The sequence below is a fragment of the Sporosarcina sp. BP05 genome, from assembly GCF_014282005.1.
In the GTDB taxonomy this organism is placed as follows: domain Bacteria; phylum Bacillota; class Bacilli; order Bacillales_A; family Planococcaceae; genus Sporosarcina.
The window spans coordinates 1-23450 of record NZ_JACFTD010000023.1 but is presented as its reverse complement, the minus strand read 5'-3'; the positions used below and the strand labels follow the sequence as shown (position 1 = coordinate 23450).

General features: G+C 37.9%; 24 protein-coding genes. 4 read left to right on the top strand and 20 right to left on the bottom strand.

The window, feature by feature from the left end:
- Nucleotides 1–168 precede the first annotated feature (168 nt).
- Together H2672_RS17245 and H2672_RS17240 are read right to left on the bottom strand one after the other, a co-directional pair.
- Nucleotides 169–612 carry a disulfide oxidoreductase gene (locus H2672_RS17245; protein WP_186673418.1) on the bottom strand — a complete coding sequence of 148 codons (444 nt, stop codon included), beginning with the start codon at nt 610–612 and terminating at the stop codon, nt 169–171.
- The gene (locus H2672_RS17240) at nt 612–1286 is read right to left on the bottom strand and encodes a DsbA family protein (protein ID WP_186673417.1); all 675 of its coding nucleotides are present in this window, start codon (nt 1284–1286) and stop codon (nt 612–614) included. The genes H2672_RS17245 and H2672_RS17240 overlap by 1 nt, the downstream gene beginning before the upstream one ends.
- A 120-nt stretch (nt 1287–1406) precedes the next feature.
- Here H2672_RS17240 and H2672_RS17235 point away from each other — a divergent pair, with 120 nt between their 5' ends.
- The gene (locus H2672_RS17235; RefSeq protein WP_186673415.1) at nt 1407–1727 is read left to right on the top strand and encodes an ArsR/SmtB family transcription factor; all 321 of its coding nucleotides are present in this window, start codon (nt 1407–1409) and stop codon (nt 1725–1727) included.
- A 120-nt stretch (nt 1728–1847) separates the two neighbouring features.
- Complete coding sequence (locus H2672_RS17230; protein ID WP_186673445.1) at nt 1848–4361, top strand: heavy metal translocating P-type ATPase; 2514 nt, start codon at nt 1848–1850, stop codon at nt 4359–4361.
- Nucleotides 4362–4687: 326 nt separating this feature from the next.
- Here the strand turns inward: H2672_RS17230 and H2672_RS17225 are convergent, their stop codons facing one another.
- From H2672_RS17225 to H2672_RS17160, 14 genes are all read right to left on the bottom strand, one after another.
- The gene (locus H2672_RS17225; RefSeq protein ID WP_186673413.1) at nt 4688–5191 is read right to left on the bottom strand and encodes an LURP-one-related/scramblase family protein; all 504 of its coding nucleotides are present in this window, start codon (nt 5189–5191) and stop codon (nt 4688–4690) included.
- Between the two features lie 125 nt (nt 5192–5316).
- Entirely contained in the window at nt 5317–5784 is a 468-nt protein-coding gene (locus H2672_RS17220) for an immunoglobulin domain-containing protein (protein ID WP_186673411.1), read from the bottom strand.
- A 321-nt stretch (nt 5785–6105) separates the two neighbouring features.
- Nucleotides 6106–7362 (bottom strand): replicative DNA helicase, encoded by a 1257-nt coding sequence (locus H2672_RS17215; RefSeq protein WP_186673409.1) that lies wholly within the window; start codon nt 7360–7362, stop codon nt 6106–6108.
- Nucleotides 7363–7365: 3 nt separating this feature from the next.
- Nucleotides 7366–8142, bottom strand: coding sequence for a conserved phage C-terminal domain-containing protein (locus H2672_RS17210; protein ID WP_186673407.1), 777 nt, complete (start codon nt 8140–8142; stop codon nt 7366–7368).
- A 418-nt stretch (nt 8143–8560) separates the two neighbouring features.
- On the bottom strand, nt 8561–9181 hold the full coding sequence (locus tag H2672_RS17205; RefSeq protein WP_186673405.1) for a zf-HC2 domain-containing protein: 621 nt from the start codon (nt 9179–9181) through the stop codon (nt 8561–8563).
- Nucleotides 9171–9680, bottom strand: coding sequence for an RNA polymerase sigma factor (locus H2672_RS17200; protein ID WP_186673403.1), 510 nt, complete (start codon nt 9678–9680; stop codon nt 9171–9173). Before H2672_RS17200 ends, H2672_RS17205 begins: the two co-directional genes overlap by 11 nt.
- Before the next feature lie 700 nt (nt 9681–10380).
- A complete protein-coding gene (locus H2672_RS17195; RefSeq protein WP_186673402.1) occupies nt 10381–11088 on the bottom strand; it encodes a hypothetical protein in 708 nt (235 codons plus the stop codon).
- A 226-nt stretch (nt 11089–11314) separates the two neighbouring features.
- Nucleotides 11315–11824, bottom strand: coding sequence for a YfiT family bacillithiol transferase (locus tag H2672_RS17190; protein ID WP_186673443.1), 510 nt, complete (start codon nt 11822–11824; stop codon nt 11315–11317).
- A 195-nt stretch (nt 11825–12019) separates the two neighbouring features.
- Nucleotides 12020–12661, bottom strand: a complete 642-nt coding sequence (locus tag H2672_RS17185) for an HD domain-containing protein (RefSeq protein ID WP_186673401.1) — start codon at nt 12659–12661, stop codon at nt 12020–12022.
- 785 nt (nt 12662–13446) lie between these two features.
- Complete coding sequence (locus H2672_RS17180; RefSeq protein WP_186673400.1) at nt 13447–14154, bottom strand: hypothetical protein; 708 nt, start codon at nt 14152–14154, stop codon at nt 13447–13449.
- Nucleotides 14155–14345: 191 nt separating this feature from the next.
- A complete protein-coding gene (locus H2672_RS17175; RefSeq protein ID WP_255485875.1) occupies nt 14346–14651 on the bottom strand; it encodes a TIGR04104 family putative zinc finger protein in 306 nt (101 codons plus the stop codon).
- 124 nt (nt 14652–14775) lie between these two features.
- Entirely contained in the window at nt 14776–15174 is a 399-nt protein-coding gene (locus H2672_RS17170; RefSeq protein WP_186673399.1) for a VOC family protein, read from the bottom strand.
- Between the two features lie 76 nt (nt 15175–15250).
- On the bottom strand, nt 15251–15748 hold the full coding sequence (locus H2672_RS17165) for an SRPBCC family protein (RefSeq protein ID WP_186673398.1): 498 nt from the start codon (nt 15746–15748) through the stop codon (nt 15251–15253).
- Nucleotides 15749–15768: 20 nt separating this feature from the next.
- On the bottom strand, nt 15769–16110 hold the full coding sequence (locus H2672_RS17160; protein WP_186673397.1) for an ArsR/SmtB family transcription factor: 342 nt from the start codon (nt 16108–16110) through the stop codon (nt 15769–15771).
- Between the two features lie 306 nt (nt 16111–16416).
- Here H2672_RS17160 and H2672_RS17155 point away from each other — a divergent pair, with 306 nt between their 5' ends.
- Nucleotides 16417–17394 (top strand): tRNA dihydrouridine synthase, encoded by a 978-nt coding sequence (locus tag H2672_RS17155; RefSeq protein WP_186673396.1) that lies wholly within the window; start codon nt 16417–16419, stop codon nt 17392–17394.
- Nucleotides 17395–17635: 241 nt separating this feature from the next.
- Here the strand turns inward: H2672_RS17155 and H2672_RS17150 are convergent, their stop codons facing one another.
- The 4 genes from H2672_RS17150 to H2672_RS17135 all read right to left on the bottom strand — a co-directional run bounded on the left by H2672_RS17150 (nt 17636) and on the right by H2672_RS17135 (nt 22776).
- Nucleotides 17636–18787, bottom strand: a complete 1152-nt coding sequence (locus tag H2672_RS17150; protein WP_186673394.1) for a Ger(x)C family spore germination protein — start codon at nt 18785–18787, stop codon at nt 17636–17638.
- A gap of 265 nt (nt 18788–19052) precedes the next feature.
- Nucleotides 19053–20204: a Ger(x)C family spore germination protein gene (locus H2672_RS17145; RefSeq protein WP_186673392.1), complete on the bottom strand. Its 1152-nt coding sequence runs from the start codon at nt 20202–20204 to the stop codon at nt 19053–19055.
- Entirely contained in the window at nt 20197–21654 is a 1458-nt protein-coding gene (locus H2672_RS17140; RefSeq protein WP_186673390.1) for a spore germination protein, read from the bottom strand. The genes H2672_RS17145 and H2672_RS17140 overlap by 8 nt, the downstream gene beginning before the upstream one ends.
- Before the next feature lie 33 nt (nt 21655–21687).
- Complete coding sequence (locus H2672_RS17135) at nt 21688–22776, bottom strand: GerAB/ArcD/ProY family transporter (RefSeq protein WP_186673388.1); 1089 nt, start codon at nt 22774–22776, stop codon at nt 21688–21690.
- 313 nt (nt 22777–23089) lie between these two features.
- Here H2672_RS17135 and tnpA point away from each other — a divergent pair, with 313 nt between their 5' ends.
- Nucleotides 23090–23413, top strand: coding sequence for an IS66 family insertion sequence element accessory protein TnpA (gene tnpA, locus H2672_RS17130; protein ID WP_186673386.1), 324 nt, complete (start codon nt 23090–23092; stop codon nt 23411–23413).
- The last annotated feature ends 37 nt before the right edge of the window (nt 23414–23450 follow it).

Sequence of the window (23450 nt, the reverse complement as noted above, 5' to 3'; positions counted from 1 at the left end):
TAAGTACATTCGATACCGTGAAAGCACAATTTGTTGTCAATGCATTGGAAAAAAGAACACACGGGGCATGGCATTGACACAATTTACACCCTTCGAATTATTGCAGTACCTGCCGTCACCCCAAAGTTATGACTATAGTCGAATCTTTAGCCTCTTTAGAAATGTTCTTTACTTAATTGGCTTCTTCGTTTTTATAAAAACCATACAGCAAGCAATAATTAAAAAAGCTATTAATGCTAAAAATGGTATTGTTATAAACCCGAACCAATTTATATATTGGGAGCTACAAGGTACACCACTCACGCACGACTTGATACCTCCAAAGCCGGGTATCTTCTGCTCTAAATAATGCATGAAAGATATGCTTCCTCCAATAAGTGCTAACGGAAGCACGAACTTTTTAACTGAACTGTCATTCTGAAAAGTTCCAATCCCTACTATCAAAGTAAGTGGGTACATGAGAATCCGCTGATACCAACATAGCTCACATGGAATAAACCCTTTAATTTCACTGAAGTACAAGCTCCCCAACGTTGCAACTAATGAGACAACCCAAGCTCCATATAATAAAAGTCCCTGCGGTTTGGATTCCGTTCTTTTAGACCCCACCATTAGTCTTTGTCCTTAATCTCTTGTTCTATTGCTGACTTAATGGCTTCATAATTAAAGGGATCCTCCATCATTCTCCCGTTAATTACAATGGTCGGAGTCAATGAAACTCCGGCTTCACTTACTAAATCTTTATCAATTTCAACGCTTTCCATAGTCGCTTCCTGTTCCATATCTTCTTTTAACAATTTTTGATCAATCTCAGGAAAACCGCTTGCAATTTCAAGAACTTTTTCCGGAGTTATCCATGGCCCATCATGGTTTTCAACTGGCTGTGCATCAAACAGTGCTTGATGGAAGTTCCAATACGCATCAGGGTTCCGCTCATAAACAGATTCAGCAGCAATTGACGCTAAAGTCGATTCTTTACCGTGGAATAATACGTTCACGAATGAAAATTTCACTTTACCTGTTTCGATATAATCATTAACTAATTTCGGATAAATCATTTCGCCCCACGCTTTACATGCAGGGCATTTAAAATCACCGAATTCAACAACCGTTACAGGAGCATCCTTTTCCCCTCGTGAGGGCTGCCCAGTGACATCGACTTGCTTTATTTCTGTTGGCAAGGATTCCTGTTTATTGCTAAATACAGCGACTGCGGCCAATATTACGACTACCACGAGCGTTAATACAACTACAAATTTCATATTTGAATTCTTATTCTGTTTCATCAAATACCTCTTCTCTATTATTTTTCTACTCAATTCATAAATTTGACACACATATTAGCTGTTGCTAATATGATAATAACAAAACATATTAGTGTTGTCTAATATGAAAGGAGAGATATCATGATTCAGACAGATTTAGATCTTAAAGTGAAGTTTTTACGTGCGTTCGGAGATAAAACAAGGGTACAAATATTAGAATGCATCAAATATGAGGAAAAGACTGTATCACAAATTGTTGAAAGTATAGAAGGTAATCAGTCAAATATTTCGCAGCACTTAGCCTGTCTCAGAGGTTGTGGGATCATTGTAGGAAGGCCTGAGGGAAAATACGTCTACTACGGGTTGCGTAATCAGCAAATTAAAGAGTTGTTAGACACATTTGATAATGTACTTAATCAAATTGAAGACAATGTTGCTTGTTGTGATAATCATATAAGTTAGGAAGTGCTGAATATGGATGAAAAATGCTGTTCGACCAAAGCAGCCCCCAAAAAAATAGTGGAACAAACAACCTGCTGCAGTAGCAACCAAGCAACTCAAATTGAAACAAAGCAGGGTGATATGACAAATTATTGTAGCAGTAACACTATAGATAAAGTAGTCGAAGATGAATGTTGTAACAAAAGTTCGATGATTATGGAGGAAAACACTATAGTAGAGGCTTGCTGCGGCGGTAAAGAACTTGATAAAATTTCGATTGTTTCAGTCGATTGTTGCACTAATACAAAAGAAGTTCTACATCCGGTTAACGTGAAATTCAATAAAGGATCGAAAGAGGAATTTCGAGTTTATGGAATGGATTGTCCAGCCTGTGCGGTAACGATCGAAAAAAGTTTAATCAGCCAAAAAAATATCAATGAAGTGAACGTCAACTATAGTACAGGAAAAATGCAGGTTAGTTCGACTGATGAACTTGAATTTGAATTCATCCAAAAACAAATGAAAAAACTTGGTTTTGAAATTGAGCCTATAAAAGTTAATAGCAACCTGAAGACTTATTTTATTGATGGCATGGATTGTGGATCTTGCGCCCTAACAATTGAAAACCACCTAAATAATCTTCCTACTGTCAAATACGTTCAGGTGAATTTTTCAACGGGCAAAATGAAAATTGAACACGAAAATAGCCCAGACGACATTATTAACGAAGTAGCTAAAGCTGGATTTAAAGCGTCACTCATCACTAACAATAAGCTGACGTCTTCCTCCACACGTTCTAGTAATCAGAATGGGGCTGTCATTTTTTCAGGTATATTAATTGCGCTAGGATTTATCGGATCTTACACGGGAATTTCTCCTTATCTAACGATAACAATGTATGCAGTTGCAATGATTATAAGCGGATATAAACCTGTAAAAAGTGCTTATTATGCGATTAGAAGCCGCTCGTTAGATATGAACGTACTCATGTCAGCTGCTGCAATCGGAGCTGCGTTTCTTGGCGAATGGCTTGAAGGTGCCACTGTTGTATGGCTATTTTCATTAGGTCTTAATTTGCAAAATCGTGCCATCGAAAAAACACGAAAATCGATTCGTGGGCTTATGGAATTATCCCCACCGGAAGCTTGGGTTAAAATTGGAAACGAATTAATCAAAAAGCCTGTTGAAGATGTATCAATTAATGACGTGATTGTAGTGAAGCCCGGAGATAGAATCCCTCTAGACGGGGATGTAATAGAAGGCGAATCCAGTGTCAATCAAGCGGCTATAACAGGAGAATCCATCCCCGTTGATAAAGTAAAGGGTAGTTTCGTGTATGCCGGTTCCATAAATGAACACGGATCGCTGAGCGTTAAGGTGACAAAACTAATAGAAGATACAACTATTTCAAAAATCATTCATTTAGTTGAAGAAGCCCAAGAGAAAAAGGCTCCTACGGAAGCTTTTATTGATAAGTTCGCACGAGTTTATACACCTGTTGTATTCATACTTGCCCTTTTGGTGATACTCATTCCCCCTTCATTCGGCTTTGGTACTTGGGAGGACTATATTTATAAAGGATTAATGCTGTTAGTGATTGCCTGTCCTTGTGCACTTGTTATATCAACTCCAGTTGCAATTGTTACGGCCCTCGGAAATGCTGCTAAAAATGGTGTTCTTATCAAAGGTGGAACATTCTTAGAGAATGCTGGCTCTATTAATGCCATTGCCTTTGACAAAACTGGAACACTTACCGAAGGAAAACCAAAAGTTACTGATGTGCTAGTCTTTAATGATTCAGAAGAAAACATGTTATCTATCGCTCGAACTTTAGAGGAATATTCTACACACCCAATTGCTAAAACAATAGTGAATTACGCGAAAGCTAAAAGCATTCACGCGAAGAGCGGTGCACAGTTTAAGAACCGTGCGGGAAAAGGAATTCAAGCGACAATTGGTAATGTACCCTACTTTGCTGGAAACTTAAAACTATTTGAAGAGGTCGGCACCCCTATCACTAACCACCTAGAACAAATTCTAAGCCTGCAAAATGAAGGGAAAACCATTGTCATCATAGGGACAGTTGAAAACATTTTAGGAATAATTTGTGTTTCAGACACGATTCGAAAAACAACTAAAATGGCAATCGCAAATTTAGAAAAAATAGGCGTGAAGCAAATTATAATGCTTACAGGTGATAATGAAGGGACAGCCAAAGCAATCGCTTTCGAAGCTGGCGTGAACCGCTATTTCTCTGAACTATTACCGGAAGAAAAAGTAGATGCAATAAAACAATTGCAAGAAGAAGGATATCGAGTAGCCATGGTTGGCGATGGAATAAACGATGCCCCTGCACTAGCTACTGCAAACCTTGGGATAGCGATGGGCGGAGCTGGCACAGATACTGCAATGGAGACTGCAGATATCGTATTAATGGCTGACAACTTAGATAAACTGCCACATACAATTAAGCTAAGTCGAAAAGCAATATCTATTATCAAACAAAACATTTGGTTTTCTATAATAGTAAAAATAGTAGCTTTACTATTAATTTTTCCTGGTTGGCTAACACTATGGGTTGCTGTATTAAGTGACACTGGAGCGGCACTGATTGTTATTTTAAATGCACTTCGTCTATTAAAGGTCAAAAGTTAGTAAATTTATTATCTTTAACGAAATGGATGTCGCGTAAATTGGCATTTGAGTTCTCTTCACACATGCAAATTTGAATAGTATAGAGTCAAAAAGCACCTAAAACTTTTAGTTTTGGGTGCTTTTTGTGTTATGTAGTTGAAGCGCAAATAATAACTGATAAGGTGATACTTTTGACTATTTGACAACCGTAAAATAGACAACCTTACAACATCGAGTTTAGAGTACCAGGTTCTAAATTAATTCAGCATTCAATAAAAACCTAGCACCCTTCACTAAACTTCATGACGTTCAGAGGGTTTGTCGGAATGACACTTGACTGGTTTTGGTTACGCCCCTCCTCCAGCCGCCCCACCAGCAGCAGACTGGGCTGCTTTTGCATAGTCAATTGCCACAACGAGGGCAACGAGAAGTGTTTCCATCTCATCATCTAGAATTTCCAACTGGTAGCTATCGCCCCATGTGAACCACTTCTTGCCGACAGCCCCAATCAGTTCCCCGTGTTGGTACACTTCGAAATCCATATCCCACCAATTTCCCTGTACTTCAATCCCTGCCGCGTCAATTGAATACCGTGCTTTCAGAAAAGAAAATTCCTTTTTTATCATTACCGTTTCTTGGCCGTGTACGTCGACAAAAAAAGTCGGTAGGAAACTAAACGTCTTTTTCGTGATCATCGCCACTTCCTGCCTAGCCGCATCCATAATCGAAAACGTCTTCGGTATTTGCATGACGCTCCCTTCTACGAAATACACTTCATTCTCTTCTGTATCCTTCACCGAAAACTTGCCGCTCAGACTAAATACCTTTTGTTTGATATACAACTGTCTCATTGAATCCCTCCTCGTACTAAAAGACCCTTTTCAGTTAAACCCGTTATCTCTAATACGTATCGAATGACAAAACGTTTCACTTTTACCATAGATAATAATCGAAATTTTTAGTCTTGTTACCACACTCAGGCCCGCATCCGCGCCAACACCCGCTCCCCCGCCCTGGCATGTCCTAAGTAATACGGATAAGCGACCACTTTGTTGCGGTGGAAGTATAATATATTCGCAGCATCCGTTTCATCGAAATGAAAAAGCTTCGTCATTAAATGGGAGGCATTCGTCAATCGTTTTGGTTTCTCTCGGAACATGTCCTGGTGGAGTGCATGGGCTTCCAAAACATTTTCACTATAATAAAATGCGAAACGATCGGGCATTGTTGTTTCGGCAACATACAGCTTAATCTTGCCAATACGTAACTGATTTCGTGCAACCATTTTCGAAATCGCCTCGTCGTCATAGTCGATGGCATCCAGTCGCCCGGAATCTTCCTCCACTTTTACTTTCCCCTCGGTAATTGCCCAAAAAATCCGATGTGCCAAGTGCACCATGTCCATTTCAATCGCCAACAGAAATACTTCTTGCACAGATACCATATTCACGCCATCCTTTCACTTTACCTAGGAAATTATAAAATCTCGTACTTTGAGCAAGTTTGTATAAAATGATTTGTCGTCTAGGCTCCGGGCGCCAGCCCCTTGAGTCATAAGCAACCCAGCTATGTGGCAAAAACCGCCACGTCGTTGGGTCGACTTATGCCTGTCGGGGCTAGACGGCGCCCTGCGCTTTTGTTGTCGTCTAGGCTCCGGGCGCCAGCCCCTTGAGTCATAAGCAACCCAGCTGTGTGGCAAAAACCGCCACGTCGTTGGGTTGACTTATGCCTGTCGGGGCTAGACGGCGCCCTACGCTTTTGTTTTTTACCAATCGATATTATGGAGAATGCCCGTTTCTTTCACATAACGTACAGTTGTTGTTCCTGTGGGGCCATTGCGATGTTTTAATATATTTATTTCTAACAGGCCCGGCTTGTCAGTTTCTTTGTTGTAGTAATCGTCGCGGTATAAAAAACCAATCACATCCGCATCTTGTTCAATATTACCCGAGTCGCGTAAATCGCTCATGACAGGGCGTTTGTTATCACGGATTTCTACACCGCGGTTTAGTTGGGATAGACAAACGACGGGACAGTCAAATTCTTTTGCCATTTGCTTTAAATCATTGCTAATTTGCCCTACGACTTCAGTTCGGTTATAACTTGGGGAGTCGCCACGGATAATTTGCAAATAATCGACGAAAATAATCGGTTTTCGCTTCAGCTCCGTATGTATCATTTTTCTCGCCGCCGCACGCATTTGAGACACTGTCAGTCCGGCTCGGTCATCAATATGAATATTCGCTTCGTCCAATCTAGCGAGGGTTGGGAGCCAATTCGATTTTTGCTTGTCTGTAAAATTCGTGTAAGGATTTCGCATACGAAGTCGGTTATAGCCGCCCGTTATCGCGATGAACCGGTCAATCATCGACGTTCTGCTCATCTCTAGCGAAAAAATAATCGGCTTATACCCCGCTAATCCTGCATGGAGCGCGAAATGGTTCAACGTATCAGTCTTTCCCATCGACGGTCTGGCAGCGATGACAATCAATTCGGCAGGTTGAAAACCGTCCAGCAATTTGTCCACGTCATGCAATCCAGTCGGCACACCAGGTATATGCTGCATTTCTTCATAAGGCCTTTCGCCCATCCGTACCAAATCCATTTTAATGCTCGCACCCTGTCCTGCGCTGCCTTCTTTTTCTAACTCCTCAAACGCTTGTTGAATTGACCCAATTTCCCAATCCCCCTCTTTTGCCTGTATAAGGATCTTGTTTTTTTCACGGTTTTTCCACGCCTCGCGCATCATGTCAACATAGCGGTCAAACTTCGTCGGGCTCGCAAAATGCGCCAGTTCAGCCAAGTAATTTGCGCCGCCCAGTTCCACGGGCTCCATCATCGTCAGTAGCGTCACAAAGTCGACGGGACGTTTTTTTGCCAGTAACGACTGCATGCACCCAAATATATTTTTGTGAATTTGACTGATGAAAAAATCTTTTTTAACATCACTATCAACGATTAAATAATTCTCCGAGAGCATCGTTCCTAACACACTTTTTTCAATCTGCTCATGACGATCCATCCGTTACGCCTCCCCTTTGCTAAAGTCTAATTCGAATGGCTTTGGCGGACTGCTCTCTGGCAAGTCACTGACCCTCGATTCTTCCAAATAGTTTTCAAAATTCGTCGCATTGAATAACGTGGAAGGGCGTAAATATTTTTGCCAATGTGGATCATCCAGCCATTCCTTCACTTTCGTGTCAATGACCTTTTTGCAGTCCGTCACTGTGTACGCTTCACTGAAACGCCCTTTCACCAATCGTGCAGTCGCCTTCGAAGATGCTTTAAATTGCTTGCAAGCTTTGTCATTCAAATAATCAATGACAGACACAACGTCGAGATCGTTCTCGACAAGTTCTTTTTTAATACTCTTATTCTCTTTGGTTATTGCTAGGGGCATTTTGCCCTCTGTAGAGGGGGCAATTTGCACTTCCTCTTGGGCTGATTTTGCCGTCGTCGATGGTGCATGTTGCACAGTCTGACTTTGCAGCTTTGTATAATTTATGCGGTACCATTTTGTCTTGTCCATTTTCATCCGATTATACGAAGAGGTTGCAATGATATAGCCGCTATCTTCCAGTCTACGAATCGCTCTTTTAATCGTATCGACAGACCAAAATGGGAACTCTTCGTTTCGCCACTCTTCATATGTTTTGTAAACCCACTTATGCCCATCCCGCACATTCGTCGAGATGAGCGATCTAAAATGCAGTTGCTGAAGTAAAATGGCCTCTGTCAATCCAACTTGAATCGCAAGCGATGGTATCACTTGAAGTGGCGACTCTTTAATTAATAAATTCATCATGAATCCTCCTTTGGTATTTTCTGACGTAAGCACGACGTCTTTTGCCTAGACGAATGATGCTTTCACCCTCTATATAGACAATCCATTCGAAAAAGGGGACAACTTGATAAAATTTATTTTTTCTTCACGATTGTAAGTATACGGGAATGAGAACGAACCACTTTTGCCATGTTTTTCACCAGCGATTGCCGCAAGACTTATCACGCGTTGCCAATAAGTTTACCAATGGGGTAACGTCAAGAAAGTGCAAATTTATAACGTTAAGAATTTTGAAAGATAAAAAAGCCTAACCCCTCCGTATCTCGAACGAGGAATTAGGCTTATGATTTCCTATTCCACAATCGCGTCCGATTGTGGAATAGAAAATCATTTAATAGATAAATTTATTTCAAAACCGCATTTTTATATTCTCTTCTTAGACTGCATTAATACTATATCGTCCTTGGGGTGCTTTTATTTCAAGGAAATATTTTTTATTTCTCTTTAGTTTTTTTAATTCCATACCATTGCCAGGTGAAATTTGAAACTCATCAATGATAATATTTCCCTGTTCATCTTTTACTCTTAGCAACACATCACTCTCATTATTCGCATCATTAATAACCCTCTTGGTCCAAAAAATGCTATCGTATATTACATAATCTTGTGTATTAATCAAATCATGAGTGAAACTAATGCCTCGCCATTCTTCATTATCATCTGTTATTTCTACTAATCCATGAACCTTCGGAAAAAAGAATTGATTAACAACCCCTACATCTTGTATGACTAGACTACCGATTATCGTAATTATAAAGGTCATCAGGGAAGCTATAACTACTTGTAAACGACGTTTTTTATTGATGCGTTTAAACGGTTTTTTCGCATCTTCAGTGTTTATTTCGATTGTGTGTTTTGTAGGCTGTTGCATCATTTGCATGATTTTTTTACATTCCGCACAATTAACGATATGTGTTTCCACCTCGGCAGCCGTTTCTTCACTACAAATACCATCAATATAAGAAGGTAATAAGTCCTGAATAATATTACAGTTCATTCATATCCACCCTTTCTGCTAAAGTGCACTTTGCACGATAATATGTAACTCTCGCCCAGTTTTCAGTTTTTCCAAAGATAACTCCAATTTCTTTGTAATTTAAATCAAGCTTTGTTCGAAGTAAAAAAATTTCTCGATGGGGCTCTTTTAATTTTTGAATTTCCATATGAATTGACTGTTGTGTATCTTCTTTTATTAATGCGACATCTGGTGAATCTTCATTGGATTGAAAGTCTACACCAGTTTGTGCTAGTTGTTCAATGCTTGCATGATTCCTATATTTCTCCTTTTTCAAGTGATCATAATAGCTATGTTTGGCAATTTGACATAACCAAACTGATATTTTGCACGCACCATTGTAACGTTCGATGGATTTTACAGCTTGATAAAATGTTTCTTGGGTCAATTCTTCTGCTAAATCCATATTCGATGTCAAACAAAGAAGAAAAAGCTTTACTTCATTTGCATAAGTTTTATAAATATCGCTCAAATCCTCCACTTAACTCCTCCTTCCATTTAATGTTGGCTTGTCTACTTATAAATAGAATGAAATTCATTTTCGTTACAAGAAACGCTTAACTATTTTCGTTTAAATTAAAAAAACGATATGAATGGGGTTTCTACTATCAATTCAATTAAGGTATCTGGCTCTCACCGCATACTGAACCGCGTAAAAATATGTTTACTGACATCATGAACAACTAAAGAATCCGTTTTGAACAATCTTTGTTCAAAACGGATTCTTTTAAAATTTAGCGTTTTCTACCTGCGATCTTTAATCAAATGGTCCGATGAACCTGAAAAGAACCATACTTCTTCCGTTATCGCGCCCGTTAATTGATGAAGGACGAAGTTATCAAAGTTTCTTTTTTTCTGAGTATATCTTCACAAGAAAAAAAGGATTTACTAAAGAGATTACTACAAAAATAGAAACTATCATCCAAGATATTTCTACATTGAAGGGAGCCATTTCGTTCATATTTAAAGTGTATAAGGACTGCCATTCATCCCCTTGTGTTTAAAGAAATACAGAAACAATTACAAAATAACATACCAGCATTTACAAAACATAGGATTATATTTTGCAAGTTTTTCTCCCCAATTAGACACTTTACTTTAAATTCATTTGATCATTTTTTGTTCGATTAAATGGCCCGTTAAAGAAAAACCACCGATAATTCATAGCAAAATCCCAACATTTAATCTCCACTAATAAACGTTTTTATATCTTCATCTAAGATAGAAGTATCCCAAGGATGCCAAAAGTAGGTATCCCCATCGAACTGCATATTATATTTGTAGGCAATTGGGTCTTCTGTATAAAAAATCATTTCGTAAAATATAGGATTTGCTTTTTCTGTGTTAGGCTGGAAACTGGGGTTTTCTTCACTATTTACTAATAGTTGAAGGAAGCTCTTGACTTCTTCGTTCTTTGTCAATTCAGAAATCATTTTATTACCTTCTGGTGGATTAGCTTGGTAAATCTCAATCAACTTAACTTTTTCAATAGGCATATCTTTAAAATGCCATTGGTATTCAATATCATCTCTTGAAAAGTACACACTATATCCATTTATAGAATCAGTATTCTTAACGGCTATTAAATAAGGATGATCTTTAATTTCAAAAATCTCAGTTCCCTTTTTATGGAAAGCAGCATCACCGTTTCTGATTTTATATCTATGATTGGTTACGTTGTCCGCCACCTTAAATTTAACCGTACCAATCTTTTCTCCTACATAGTGCTTGTCGGCCAAAACCCCAGAATGGATTCCATTGTATTCTTTTCCATCCAACACAATAAAATCTACCCACTCAATTATACTTTGACCATCAAAAGGCGTTGACCGGCAACCCGTTAATAATAGCAATATAAGAACAAAAGCAAACATACTCCGTCTCTTCATTGACATCCCCCCCTTTTTCCATTAGACGAATACTCTTGGCATTTCGTTCCATACCAATTTGTCTTTCTCATCGCACTAATTTCGGGTACCAGGTTATAACAACAACTCAGAATCTGATGAGAACCCAAGCCCCTTCGCTTGTTGAATAAAACTTATGAAATTATTCCTAACTTCTAAAAAAAATCGGCTTACCGAAGTTCGATAAGCCAATTCCTTACATACTGTATTATTTTGATAATGCGATTTTTATATGGGCTAAGTGGTGCTCTTCGTGCCAAGCTAATTTTGCAATTTTTGTTGCAACTGTTATTTTACCGTTTTGCTGGTGAGTAAAAACTCGATCTAATTGCGCTTCAGTTAAACTATGTCCTAAAGATACGATGCGTTCATTTATTCCTTCTAGCATTTTAATAGAACTTTCTATCGGAAGTTTTGTATCGGGTTGAATAGCCCACTTTTTTTCATCAAAAGCTGGTACTGTTGGATTCTCATCTGTTAAAGCCAGTTTCAAACGTTGATACATGTTCAACTGAGAATCTGCAATGTGATGAACCAGTTGACGAACTGTCCAGCTACCATCCCGATAGGTTCTGCTTAATTCCTCATCACTTAATAAGTCAACAGTTTCTCTTAATAGAATCGTGTAAGTTTCGATTTCCTTTAGCCATTCTTGACTATTTTCTACTGTACCTTTTTCAGGAACTTGTAATTGTCCAATTGGATATCTTACATTCATTTTCAATCCCCACTTCCCATTTCGTTAGTTCTACTACATATTCATTATCACATTAATTATTTAATAATTCTATTTATAATTTAAAATGAATATTAATTTGCCTTATGAAGTGTTAGTCAAGAAGATGAGCCGATTATGGAAGTTTAGCATTGTACGATAGTTTGCTTTAGAACTGGATGTTTTTATGTATCTCTTTTAACCTCCAGATTCTTCAATTATCCGCATTGCAATGCCCGTTAACTCACCATGTTCAGTAAATCGTTCACTAAGCATATCCGTAAGAATATGTTTTAGGAAGTATTCTACACAGTTCATATCTTGAAACAACAGTATTGTCCTCAATGCTTCTTCGTATATCTCTAAAAACAATGGCTCTGGATTATCCTTTTGAATTTCACCAAATGCTTCATAAAGCAAATCAATTTTATCAGCAACAGATAAAATGCGCCCCTCCAATGTCTCATCTTTACCTTCTTTAAGTCGCTCCAAATAAATGGCTTGAAACTCAGTCGGAAGTTCCTTTTCCACAAACTTTCTTGTCATTTCTTCCTCTACTTCACTGAATAGTTGCTTCAACTCTTTCGAAGCATATTTTACAGGCGTCTTTATATCTCCTGTAAAAAGTTCCGCGTAATCATGGTTCAATGCCTTTTCATATAAGATTCTCCAATCCACTTTCTGTCCCGATTCCTCTTCGACTGTTCCAAGAAATTGAGCAATTTTTGTCACCTTAAATGAATGACTCGCGACGGAATGCTCCTGGTATTTGAACTTTCCTGGACAACGAATAATTTGTTCTAAATCAGATAAGCTTTTAAAATATTGATGTACACCCATCCTATTCATCACCTTTCTATATTTTTTGGGGGCTATCATATAAAAAACCTAGTCATACAGACGAGTCTTATTTACGACTAGACTAACACGATTATTTCTGCTTTTTTAACAGGGCTGTGTTCACTATAAGCATTGTCTTTCTTTACTTTCCCTTGTTCTTACTAAATTATGCAGAAAAGGGATTAATATCATGCAACCAAGAATTTAATCGGTCAATTTAGTCATATTGACGTACTTCGGTAGTCCGTACAGCTACTTCTCAATAAAATGAATAACTGAGGCATCTGGATTGTTTCCTTTTCATAAATAAAACAAGACCATTAATTTTCATGACGATAAATCGTTATCGTCATGAAAATTAACAGCCCCTACGATACAAGGAATACTATTGAAACAATAGTAGCTAAAAGGCCAACTTTTTTTTGATATTTGTGTTTACTATTGTTTTTCCCCACAAGAAGGGCAAGTCTGTTGAGGATTCAATGTCGTGGGTTTTTATCGTTCGCTTCAAACTTTCATCCCATTTTATTGAAAGTTATTCAAGAAAAAACAACCAAATACCAGACCAGCATTTACAAGACAGAACATTAAATTTTGCAAGTCCACCGTTTAGAAACTTTATCATAAATTTATTTTAAAAAGGCACACTGACCTATTCAATACGTGCGCCCTATTGTTCAAGATCAATATTTAGTTTTTTATTCCGGTAAGAATATTCTAGTAAAAAAAGCAACTGATAATTCATCGCATAATCCCTACTTGCAATTTATGTTTAAATCAAATTTTTAATTCCCACTAATAAACGTTTTTATATCATCAGATAAGATAGATGTATCCCAAGGATGCCAAAAATAGGTGTCCCCATCGAACTGCATGTTATATTTGTAGGCAATTGGGTCTCCTGTATAAAAAATCATTTCGTAAAATATAGGATCTGCTTTTTCTATGTTAGGCTGGTAACTGGGATTTTCTTCACTATTTACTAATAGTTCAAGGAAGCTCTTGATTTCTTCATCCTTTGTCAATTCAGACATCAGTTTATTACCTTCTGGTGGATTAGCTTGGTAAATCTCAATAGCCTTGACCTTTTCAATAGGCATATCTTTAAAATGCCATTGGTATTCGATATCATCTCTTAAAAAGTATACTTTATATCCATTTATGGAATCAGTATCCTTAACGGCTATCAAATCTGGATGATCGTTAATACTAAAAATCTCAGTTCCCTTCTCATGGAAAGCAGCATCACCGTTTCTGATTTTATATCTATGATTGGTTACATTGTCTGCCACTTTAAATTTAACCGTGCCAATCTTTTCTCCTATATAATCCTTGTCGGCCAATACCCCAGAATGGATTCCATTGTATTCTTTTCCATCCAACTTAATAAAATCAACCCACTCAATTATACTTTGACCATCAAAAGGTGTTGACCGACAACCGGTTAATAATAGCAAAATAAAAACGAAAATAAATAGTCTCCGTTTTTTCATTGATATCGCTCCCTTTATCCATTAGACGAAAACTCTTGGCATTTCGTTACATACCAAGATGTCTTTCTCATCGCACTAATCTAATCATGGAATACCAAATAACTTTCTCATCATTTTTTAAGAATCTGGTCCGATTCCGGCACTTTTTTTTAGCTAAAGCGTACTTTTATTGAATAAGCAACTTCCTATTTTTATTGTTTACCTTTAGAAAAATCAATGTATTCTTCTTTGCTACTCAGCTTTACTAAAAATGGATATATCAATAAAACAATAACAAATAAAACAGGAAATAAACTTAGCAAGATCGCCCTTGGAATGTTGAAGATACTCATTAAAAGGAGTGGAAGTAATACTATTGGAGTTAAAAGGGTATTTTTTGTTTTGGATTTTTGTGTTTGATATTGTCTTTCTCCACAATAGGGGCAAGTCATTTCAGGGCTCAATGTCGTTGTTTTTTTAATTGTTTGTTTCCAACTCCACTTGTTATTGCAATTCATGCAAATAGGCACGTTAATCGCTATTTCCTTGTAAGCGGTATACCACATTCTGGCCCGTTTCTGACACAAAATCATATCAATCATGCCCGTTTGTGTAATACCTCACATATCACTTGCAACTAGATTACTCCGGCAAGTTCAACTGCCAGGATATGCCAAACTGGTCATTCAGCCATCCGAATTTCTTGCTGAATCCATAGTTATTTATAGGCATGAGTGCTGTGCCATTTTCCATCATTTTAGCATAAAGGCTGTCAATTTCCTCTTCGGTATCACACGTAAGATAAATAGAAAAAGACGGGGTAAACGTAAACTCATGGTTAACATGGCTGTCGATACACATGAACTCCTGCCCCTTTAACGAGAATACAGCTTGTATAACTGTACCTTCTTTTCCCGGTCCTTCAGCCCCGTATCGAGAAATGCTTTTTATTTCTGAATCCTCGATGATTGATGTGTAGTATTCCATAGCTTCTTCGGCAATACCGCCTTGAAACATTAAAAATGGTGTTACGTTTTTCATATTTATATTTATCTTTCCCTTCTTCACATAAATTTTAGTGTTGTTTCGCTGTTTCTACTAATTAATTAAACGATTTTTAACCTGTATAGCTAACTTTCCCTGTCTCAACTAATTCCTTAAGTCCCATAAACATATAATTCCAGCCATGTTCAGTGCTGTCATGCATTTCGCCAAGCGCTTTTTCGATATCAGACTCTGTCCAATTCTCTTCTTGAGAAACATGGATCACTTGTGTGAACGTCATCTCACAGCTTTGCTGGAGTTCTTTTAGCTCAACTGTAATCGTATCTTCTAATTCGCTGAATTGCGGCATCTTAAAAGTGAACACGATTTTTTTCGGAGGATCAATTTCAAGGTACTCCCCAATCGCACGGTAATCTTGTCCATCCCGATGGTCAACAATTTCCCATGTACCGCCTACTTGAGGATTATTTTGCGTCACCTTATTCGTGCCTTCCAATGTAAAAAACCATTTCCTCATCATTTCTGGGTTCAGCCATGCGTCGAAAACTCTTTCACGTTTTACATTAAATTCTCGTTTCATTATTAATGTTCTTGTTGTGATGTTGTTCAAAAAATTCCCCTTCCGATGATTTAGTGCTCGTTCTTCTTAGCCTTCAATAACTCACTTTCTAGAAGATCAAAACGATTACTCCAAAACTTTTCATAAAAACGGAGCCATTCAGTAGCCTGAGACAATGACTCTGCATTTAAGCTGCATAAATGCGTTCTTCCCGTTACACGCCTTTTCACTAAATTTGCTCGTTCCAGAACCTTTATATGTTTTGATATAGCTGCTAAAGACATATCAAAAGGCTCTGCTAACTCTGACACTGTCCTCTCTTTTTGAGCCATCATATGAACGATTTCTCTTCTTGTTGGATCAGCTAAAGCTTGAAATATTTCATTTAATTGATTTTCATTATGGTTAACCATGTAGTTTAATATAACAGTTCCCTCTTTTATATTAAACCATTTAGTTAAATGATTTAACTATAAAACTGATTACAGTAATTAACTTCTCTACGTCCCAGTTTTTTCAATTAGCATGTCCGGCACAGTATAACGCCATTCGAAATATCTTCCATATACTATACAGTTCGAAAAATGACTGGTCTTTTGGTTTCATATTTGTGAAGTGTATCAGTGCATCCATCTACAAAAAATGATAATATGTATGATGAGCAAAGCATTATGCAATAGATAACTATCGTTTTTATATGTTGCAATAGGAGGATAAAAATGAATAACGAAGATAACTTTTGGCTTGATTTACCGAAGCCGTTTTTTATATTAGCGCCAATGGAAGATGTCACTGACGTTGTGTTTCGCCACGTCATTAGTGAAGCAGCAAAACCCGACGTATTTTTTACGGAGTTTACAAATACAGAAAGTTATTGTCACCCTGAAGGAAGAAACAGTGTACGTGGTCGGTTAACATTTACAGAAGATGAGCAACCGATTGTCGCTCATATTTGGGGCAATAAACCAGCATTTTTTGAACAGATGAGTATTGATATGAAAAAACTTGGTTTTAAAGGTATCGATTTAAACATGGGATGCCCAGTACAAAACGTCGCTGCCAATGGAAAAGGATCTGGCTTAATCCGACATCCTGAAGTTGCAGCAGAAATTATTCAAGCAGCAAAAGCAGGTGGCTTACCAGTTAGTGTTAAAACAAGATTGGGTTACTCAAATGTTGACGAGTGGCGCGATTGGTTAGGACATGTATTAAAACAAGACATTGCGAATCTTTCCATTCACCTTCGCACAAAAAAAGAGATGAGTAAAGTTGATGCACACTGGGAACTAATCCCTGAAATCAAAAAACTTCGAGATGAAATTGCTCCAAATACGTTATTAACAATTAACGGAGATATTCCCGACCGAGCAACAGGTTTAAAATTAGTAGAACAATACGGCATTGATGGCGTAATGATTGGCCGCGGCGTTTTCACGAATCCATTCGCTTTTGAAAAAGAACCTAGAGAACATAGTGTGAAAGAGTTTCTTAATTTATTACATTTACAATTAGATCTTCACGATAAATATTCAAGTGAAATCGAACCGCGTTCATTTAAGCAACTTCACCGCTTTTTCAAAATCTATATTCGAGGATTTAGTGGCGCAGGCGAACTAAGAAACCAATTAATGAATACAAATTCAACGGATGAAGTCCGTCGTTTAGTAAATCAGGTTTTAGATAACGAATTAGATTGAGGCATCCCCACCTGCACATACTTAAATAGACTTGTTTTAACAGCAAGTCTTTTAAGCAATAACTACAGGTACTCCGTGCGTGGCACTAATCAAGTAATTCATTACAATTGAATAATTACAGAATGAAAAGCAGACATATTAGCGAATGTCTGCTTTTATTATGTCTATCTCGATGTGTGAATTGTTCGCCTTTTTTGCGACACAGGTACCCCTCACTAGTTGTGTTTCAATTGTACATCATTCACCTTCTTTTAATTGTCTGTTTTATTGATTTTCTATCCGAATCCAATTTTTCAATATGCACAGTAAGTTTTCGAATAGAATCCTTGGTCAATTCTACTTGCCCATCTATATGATATTTCTTCCACGCTTTCACATTTTTTCGATACAGTTGTTCTGATAAATGATAAATATCAATATCCTTTTTTATCGCTTCTTCATAAGTGATCATAATTTCTTTTTCTACTTCTTTTTTTATACCCTTGGCAAGGCTATCATACGTCACCTTACCATCAATGGTACTGACGGTCGCATTCAATCTTACATCAATGTCGAACTTCACTTCGCCTTTTTCGACAATCGGCTCCACTATCACGTTCACTTTTTCAATAGTCATCGTGACATAATGTCCCCCATTCGATTCAAATGTGACCTCCCCCTTTTTCGTTTTATTCGTCATCCACTGAATCCCCCGTGCTTTGTCCCCTGAAATGAATCCCTTAAATCCTTTTGGCGTAACCACCCCTACACCTGATAAAACAGGGGCTTTAATGGACTCTGTCATCGATTCCCAATTTTCTTCGACGGTAATTAAAGGTATCATCACTTCGTGGCTTGGTTCATCCAACCCGATAATTAACTCACGAAAGTTTAGTGGCTCAACAAAAGATTCCTGTTGAAAGGAGTTCTTGGGATCACTTAGCTTAGACGACGTAATAGCTTTATTGAGGACCGGTCTTACTAATAGAACGTCTTTCACAGGGTCTTTTGTAACATACGTCCAAATTCGATACCGTGTTTGCCTAAAACGGGTAAACATATCGACAACTGGACTAAGTTTCACATTTTTCAGCAATTCTTCCGACACAACCACGTAATTCAAATTCCCCCAGAGTATACTTTGATCAACTGAATGATACAATTCATGGATTGCTTCATCCAACGTCTTCCCTTTAGCATAGCCTATTTCGGACTGCGGTTGATCAGTAGGGGGCTGATCGGATTTTGCGATATTCGCAAAACTAATAATTTGGGCATATACCTCGTATTGTCCATCTTTATAGTCCGCACCGATTCCATTGATATAAAGCATCCTTTCAGGCTCATTCGCATCCCAACACCCCGTGAGTATTGTCGTTAGCAGCATCAGCAAAATAAGTTTTTTATGATTCATTTTTCTCCCTCTTTGCTCTGCGTCTTACCCATAGGATTTAACATATTGGGACGCTCTTTATATTGTTTCGCCCGTGGGCGTAGAAGAGTTTTTTGATTGTCTTCCAGTTTAAATCCGTTGCGATATTCATGTAGGAAACACCAACATTTCGGATACTTGATAAATAAAGAACCGTGAAGTAGATTGACGTTAGGTAACCAAAACTACTGGTTTACTAAAGGTTCATTCTTCACTTATTATCGCTTTACACTCTTTGGGCGGTAATTCACTTATTTTTAATTGTCTCTTTTATTGATTTTCTATCCGAATCCAACTTCTCAATATGCACAGTAAGTTTTCGAATTGAATCGTTGGTCAATTCTACTTTCCCATCTATATGATATTTCTTCCACGCTTTCACATTCTTCCGATATAGTTGTTCTGATAAATGATAGATATCAATATCCTTTTTTAACGCTTCTTCATAGGTGACCATAATTTCTTTTTCTACTTCTTTTTTTATACCCTTGGCAAGGCTATCATACGTCACCTTGCCTTCAACGGTACTAACGGCCGCATTCAACCTTACATCAATGTCGAACTTTACTCCTTCTTTATTGACAATCGGATCCACTTTCACCTCCACCTTTTCAATAACCATCGTGACATCATGTCCCCCATCCGATTCAAATGTGACTTGTCCCCTTTTCGTTTTATTTGTCATCCACTGAATACCCCGTGCTTTGTCCCCTGAAATGAATCCCTTAAAGCCGCTCGGAGTAACTACCCCTACACCCGATATAACCGGGGCTTTAATGGACTCATTCATTGATTCCCAATTTTCTTCGACGGTAATTAAAGGTATCATCGCTTCGTGACTTGGTTCATCCATTCTGATAATTAACTCTCGAAAGTTTAGTGGCTCAATAAAAGACTCCTGTTTAAAGGAGTTCTCGGGATCACCTAGCTTGGACAACGTAATGGCTTTATTGAGGACTGGTTTTACTAACAGAACCTCTTGCACAGGGCCTTTTGTAGTGTACACCCAAACTTTATACGGTGTTTCTCCGTAACGGATAAAACCATCGATGACTGGACTAAATTTAACGTTTTTCATCGCTTCATCCGATATAACCATATAAGAAAAATGTCCCCAAAACACCTTTTGGTCGATTGAACGATACAAATTAAAAATTGCTTCATCCTCAGTTTTTCCCTTAGCAAAACCAACTTCAGCCTGCGGTTGATTAGAAGTGGGCTGATCGGATTTTGCGATATTTGCAAAACTAATAATTTGGGCGTATACCTCGTATTGACCATCCTTAAAGTCTATACCGATTGCATTGATATACAGCATCCTTTCAGGTTCACTCACATCCCAACAACCCGTTAAAGTTGTTGTTAGCAGAATCAGCAAAATAAGTATTTTATTATTCATCTTTTTCCTCTTTACTTCGCGTCTTATCCGTAGGGTTCAACATATCGGGACGCTCTTTATATTGGTCAGCTGGCAGGCGCAGAAGGTTTTTTTTGATTGTCTCCCACCTTAAATCCGATGCAATATTCAGGTAGGGAACGCCAAAAACTCTGATATTTGATAAATATAGAACTGTAAAGTAGATGGACATAAAGAATCCGAACAAGCCCATAAATGAGGTGGCGATAATGAAACAAATACGTAATATACTAACTGCCGTCACAAGTGATTGGTTGACCAATGTAAAAGTCGCAATCGTTGAAGTTGCAATAATTACAATCATAGCCGGACTTGTGATACCCGCCCGAATGGCGGCATCACCGATAATTAACCCTCCAACAACACCAATCGTTCCTCCCAGTGCAGATGGAAGACGTAATCCAGCTTCGCGAAATAACTCAAACATAATTAGCATGAGTATCATTTCAAGTGAAGAAGGAAACGGAAGCCCTGTATTCGCTTGTACAATTGTAGCTAATAATTGTAATGGCAACTGGTCTTGATGAAACGTTGTTAAGGCTAGCCAGAATGCCGGCAATAGCAAACCAATGACCATACCAAAAAGACGCAATAACCGTTCAAACGAACTATAAATGACGGGGGTCTCATTATCTTCGCTTGTTTTTAACAGTAAAAGCAAATTCACTGGTGTAATAATCGCATACGCTACACCATCAACGAGAATTAGAAACCGTCCTCTTACAAGCGCTTGAATAGCGTTATCCGGTCTCCCCGTATAATCAGTTCTTGGGAAAAGCTTTGCACTTTTGTTTACTCTCTCCATTAGTAAGTCACCGCTGGAAACTATATCTACATCCACCTTTTCGAGTTGCTTTTTTATAGTATTCAAAGTCTTTTTGCTAGCAATATCATCAAAGTAAAGAAGAGCTACCGCTGTTTTTGATCGTTCACCTATCTCGAATTTTTCCACGCATAAAGAATTAGTAGGTAATCGCTTTCGAATTAAAGCGATATTAACGGAAATATCCTCAATGAAATTATCCCTTGGCCCTCTTATGGGCACTCCTATATTTGTCTCCTCGGGATTTCGATTGGGCTTTTTAGCAATATTACTTGAAAACAGTAGCCCTTCATCCTCAAAATAGAGCAGCAAATTGCCGGTGTACACGAGTGTAATAACGTCCTTTAGTTCCTCCACTTTTTTCAAGCTTGGAATGTGTAATTGCGCTACTACCGCTTCGTCTATAGGTTCATCTTTCAAATTATCGATAAAAAGTTGAACACGATGAACAATGACTTCATTTAATAGCTGTTGGTCAATCATTGCATCACACGTAATGAATACAATTTTATGTTGATTAAATGTATACAGTTGAAATTGAACGTCTGCGGACTTTTGAAATAGTTGTTTTAAGGAGTTTATATCCATTTCCTTTTCAGCGGACTGCATATCTTTTCACCATTTTCTGTATAGATTTTACGCTTAGACCTTCTTAGATGTTTTTCCCGAAACGAAGGCAACTATACCTAAAAGTAGTGATAGTAAGAACATGAATAGAAAGGTACCTACCAATAAATAATCTCCTTTAATTTTTAGAAATAGATGGTCATTCAGAAGAAATAGAGGCAATGTCATAAAGAAAAGGGCAGGACCAAGTATTCTCCAAATACGTATTCTATCTCCGTTCATATTCAATAAATCTGCAGCTATGAATAACAGAAGGCCAACTCTTAAAAATGCACCCGAGAGCCATTGATAAATCGACAGAAAATCAAAATGTTCAATAAATTCACCGATCGACCCAAGTCCCCATTCTTCATAGGCTGGATATCTTTGTTTTGCAGCTTCAATTGGTCCAAACTCCGTAATTGCTCCCATAGTGGGACCTATTGTTAACCCCATTAATATGAATAGCATAATTGCAAAATGGTACCATTTAAATCTTTTTTTAACTTTATGTTGAATGAAAAGGAATAACAGTATCTCGACAAACCCGGATGCCGGAAACACTGCCGATGTTAGAACTGGTTGAAGACCATGTTCAAAAAAGGGACGCAGTAATCTATAATCTTTTACTTGTAAATTTGTAAACGCAATAAAGAAACCAAGGAATGTTATCATAAAAAGAATGAGTACGTTAACCATTGCAATTGTTTGTAAGTTTGTTGAGACAAGTAAGATGCAAAGAATGGTGTAAACAATTAACAGTAGCACTATAGGGGTAGTCGGTAAGAATGTTGACGAAACCCATTGCAATGTCTCGGCCATTGTAAAGGCAGCAAGGATGAGTAAAAAGATGGCTATCACATAACGGACAATTGTAGAAGCGACTTTCCCAATTTTTAATTTCAACCAATCTGTAAGATGCTCTTGATTTGATTTCTTATGAATGTAAATTAACAGAAAGACCCAAGGGAAAATAGTTACTGTAGCTATAAGAATTGATATCCAACCATCTCTGCCCGCCCCAGTTAACAGCGATGGAATAATGGTTACGTGATTTTTCAAACCAATCACTGTCATCGACAAGAAAATAACATGTAGAACACTTATAGACCCGGCTTTATTCACATGAAAACCCTCTAACTATTTAATATTGCTAAGCCTTGACAAAAATATGCGGAATTATTCGCAAGGTGTACTAGTCATGAAGAATTGAATGTAGGTATCCCAGCTGCCTCAAAGAAAGATGTAAAAAGCGTAGTTCAAAACCACTACCTTTTTCCACTCCATCAATCGTCAATCCACTAGAATTTCAGGTACGCTGTTTGTGATACTAATCAAGAAATCCACTATAATTGTAAGCGTCAAATACTCCCCACCTTCTAACCTCATTCGTGTTATGTGATAATCACATTAACATCAATGGTTAGGAGGTTTTTTCATGACAAGAGACGAACGTCGAGCCATGTGGCACGCACGGATTGAAGCATTTAAAGCGAGTGGTGAATCTAGCGTCACAGCCTGGTGTGCTACAAATAATATCAGTGTTCAAAGTATGTATTCTTGGCTCAAAAAAGATTGGCAAAAAACAGATACTGCACCTACAGCCCTACAGTGGCTTTCGTTTGATACAATTGCTTCAAAAGCAAGTATGCCTACTCAATTGACATTGGTAATTGGTGTTGTTTCCATCCAAATTGAAGAGGGATTTAACCCTACACTTTTAGGGGAAGTACTTCAGGTACTTCAAACGCATGTTAAGTAAAACACCCGTTGATCGTGTGTATTTGGCCTGTGGACGT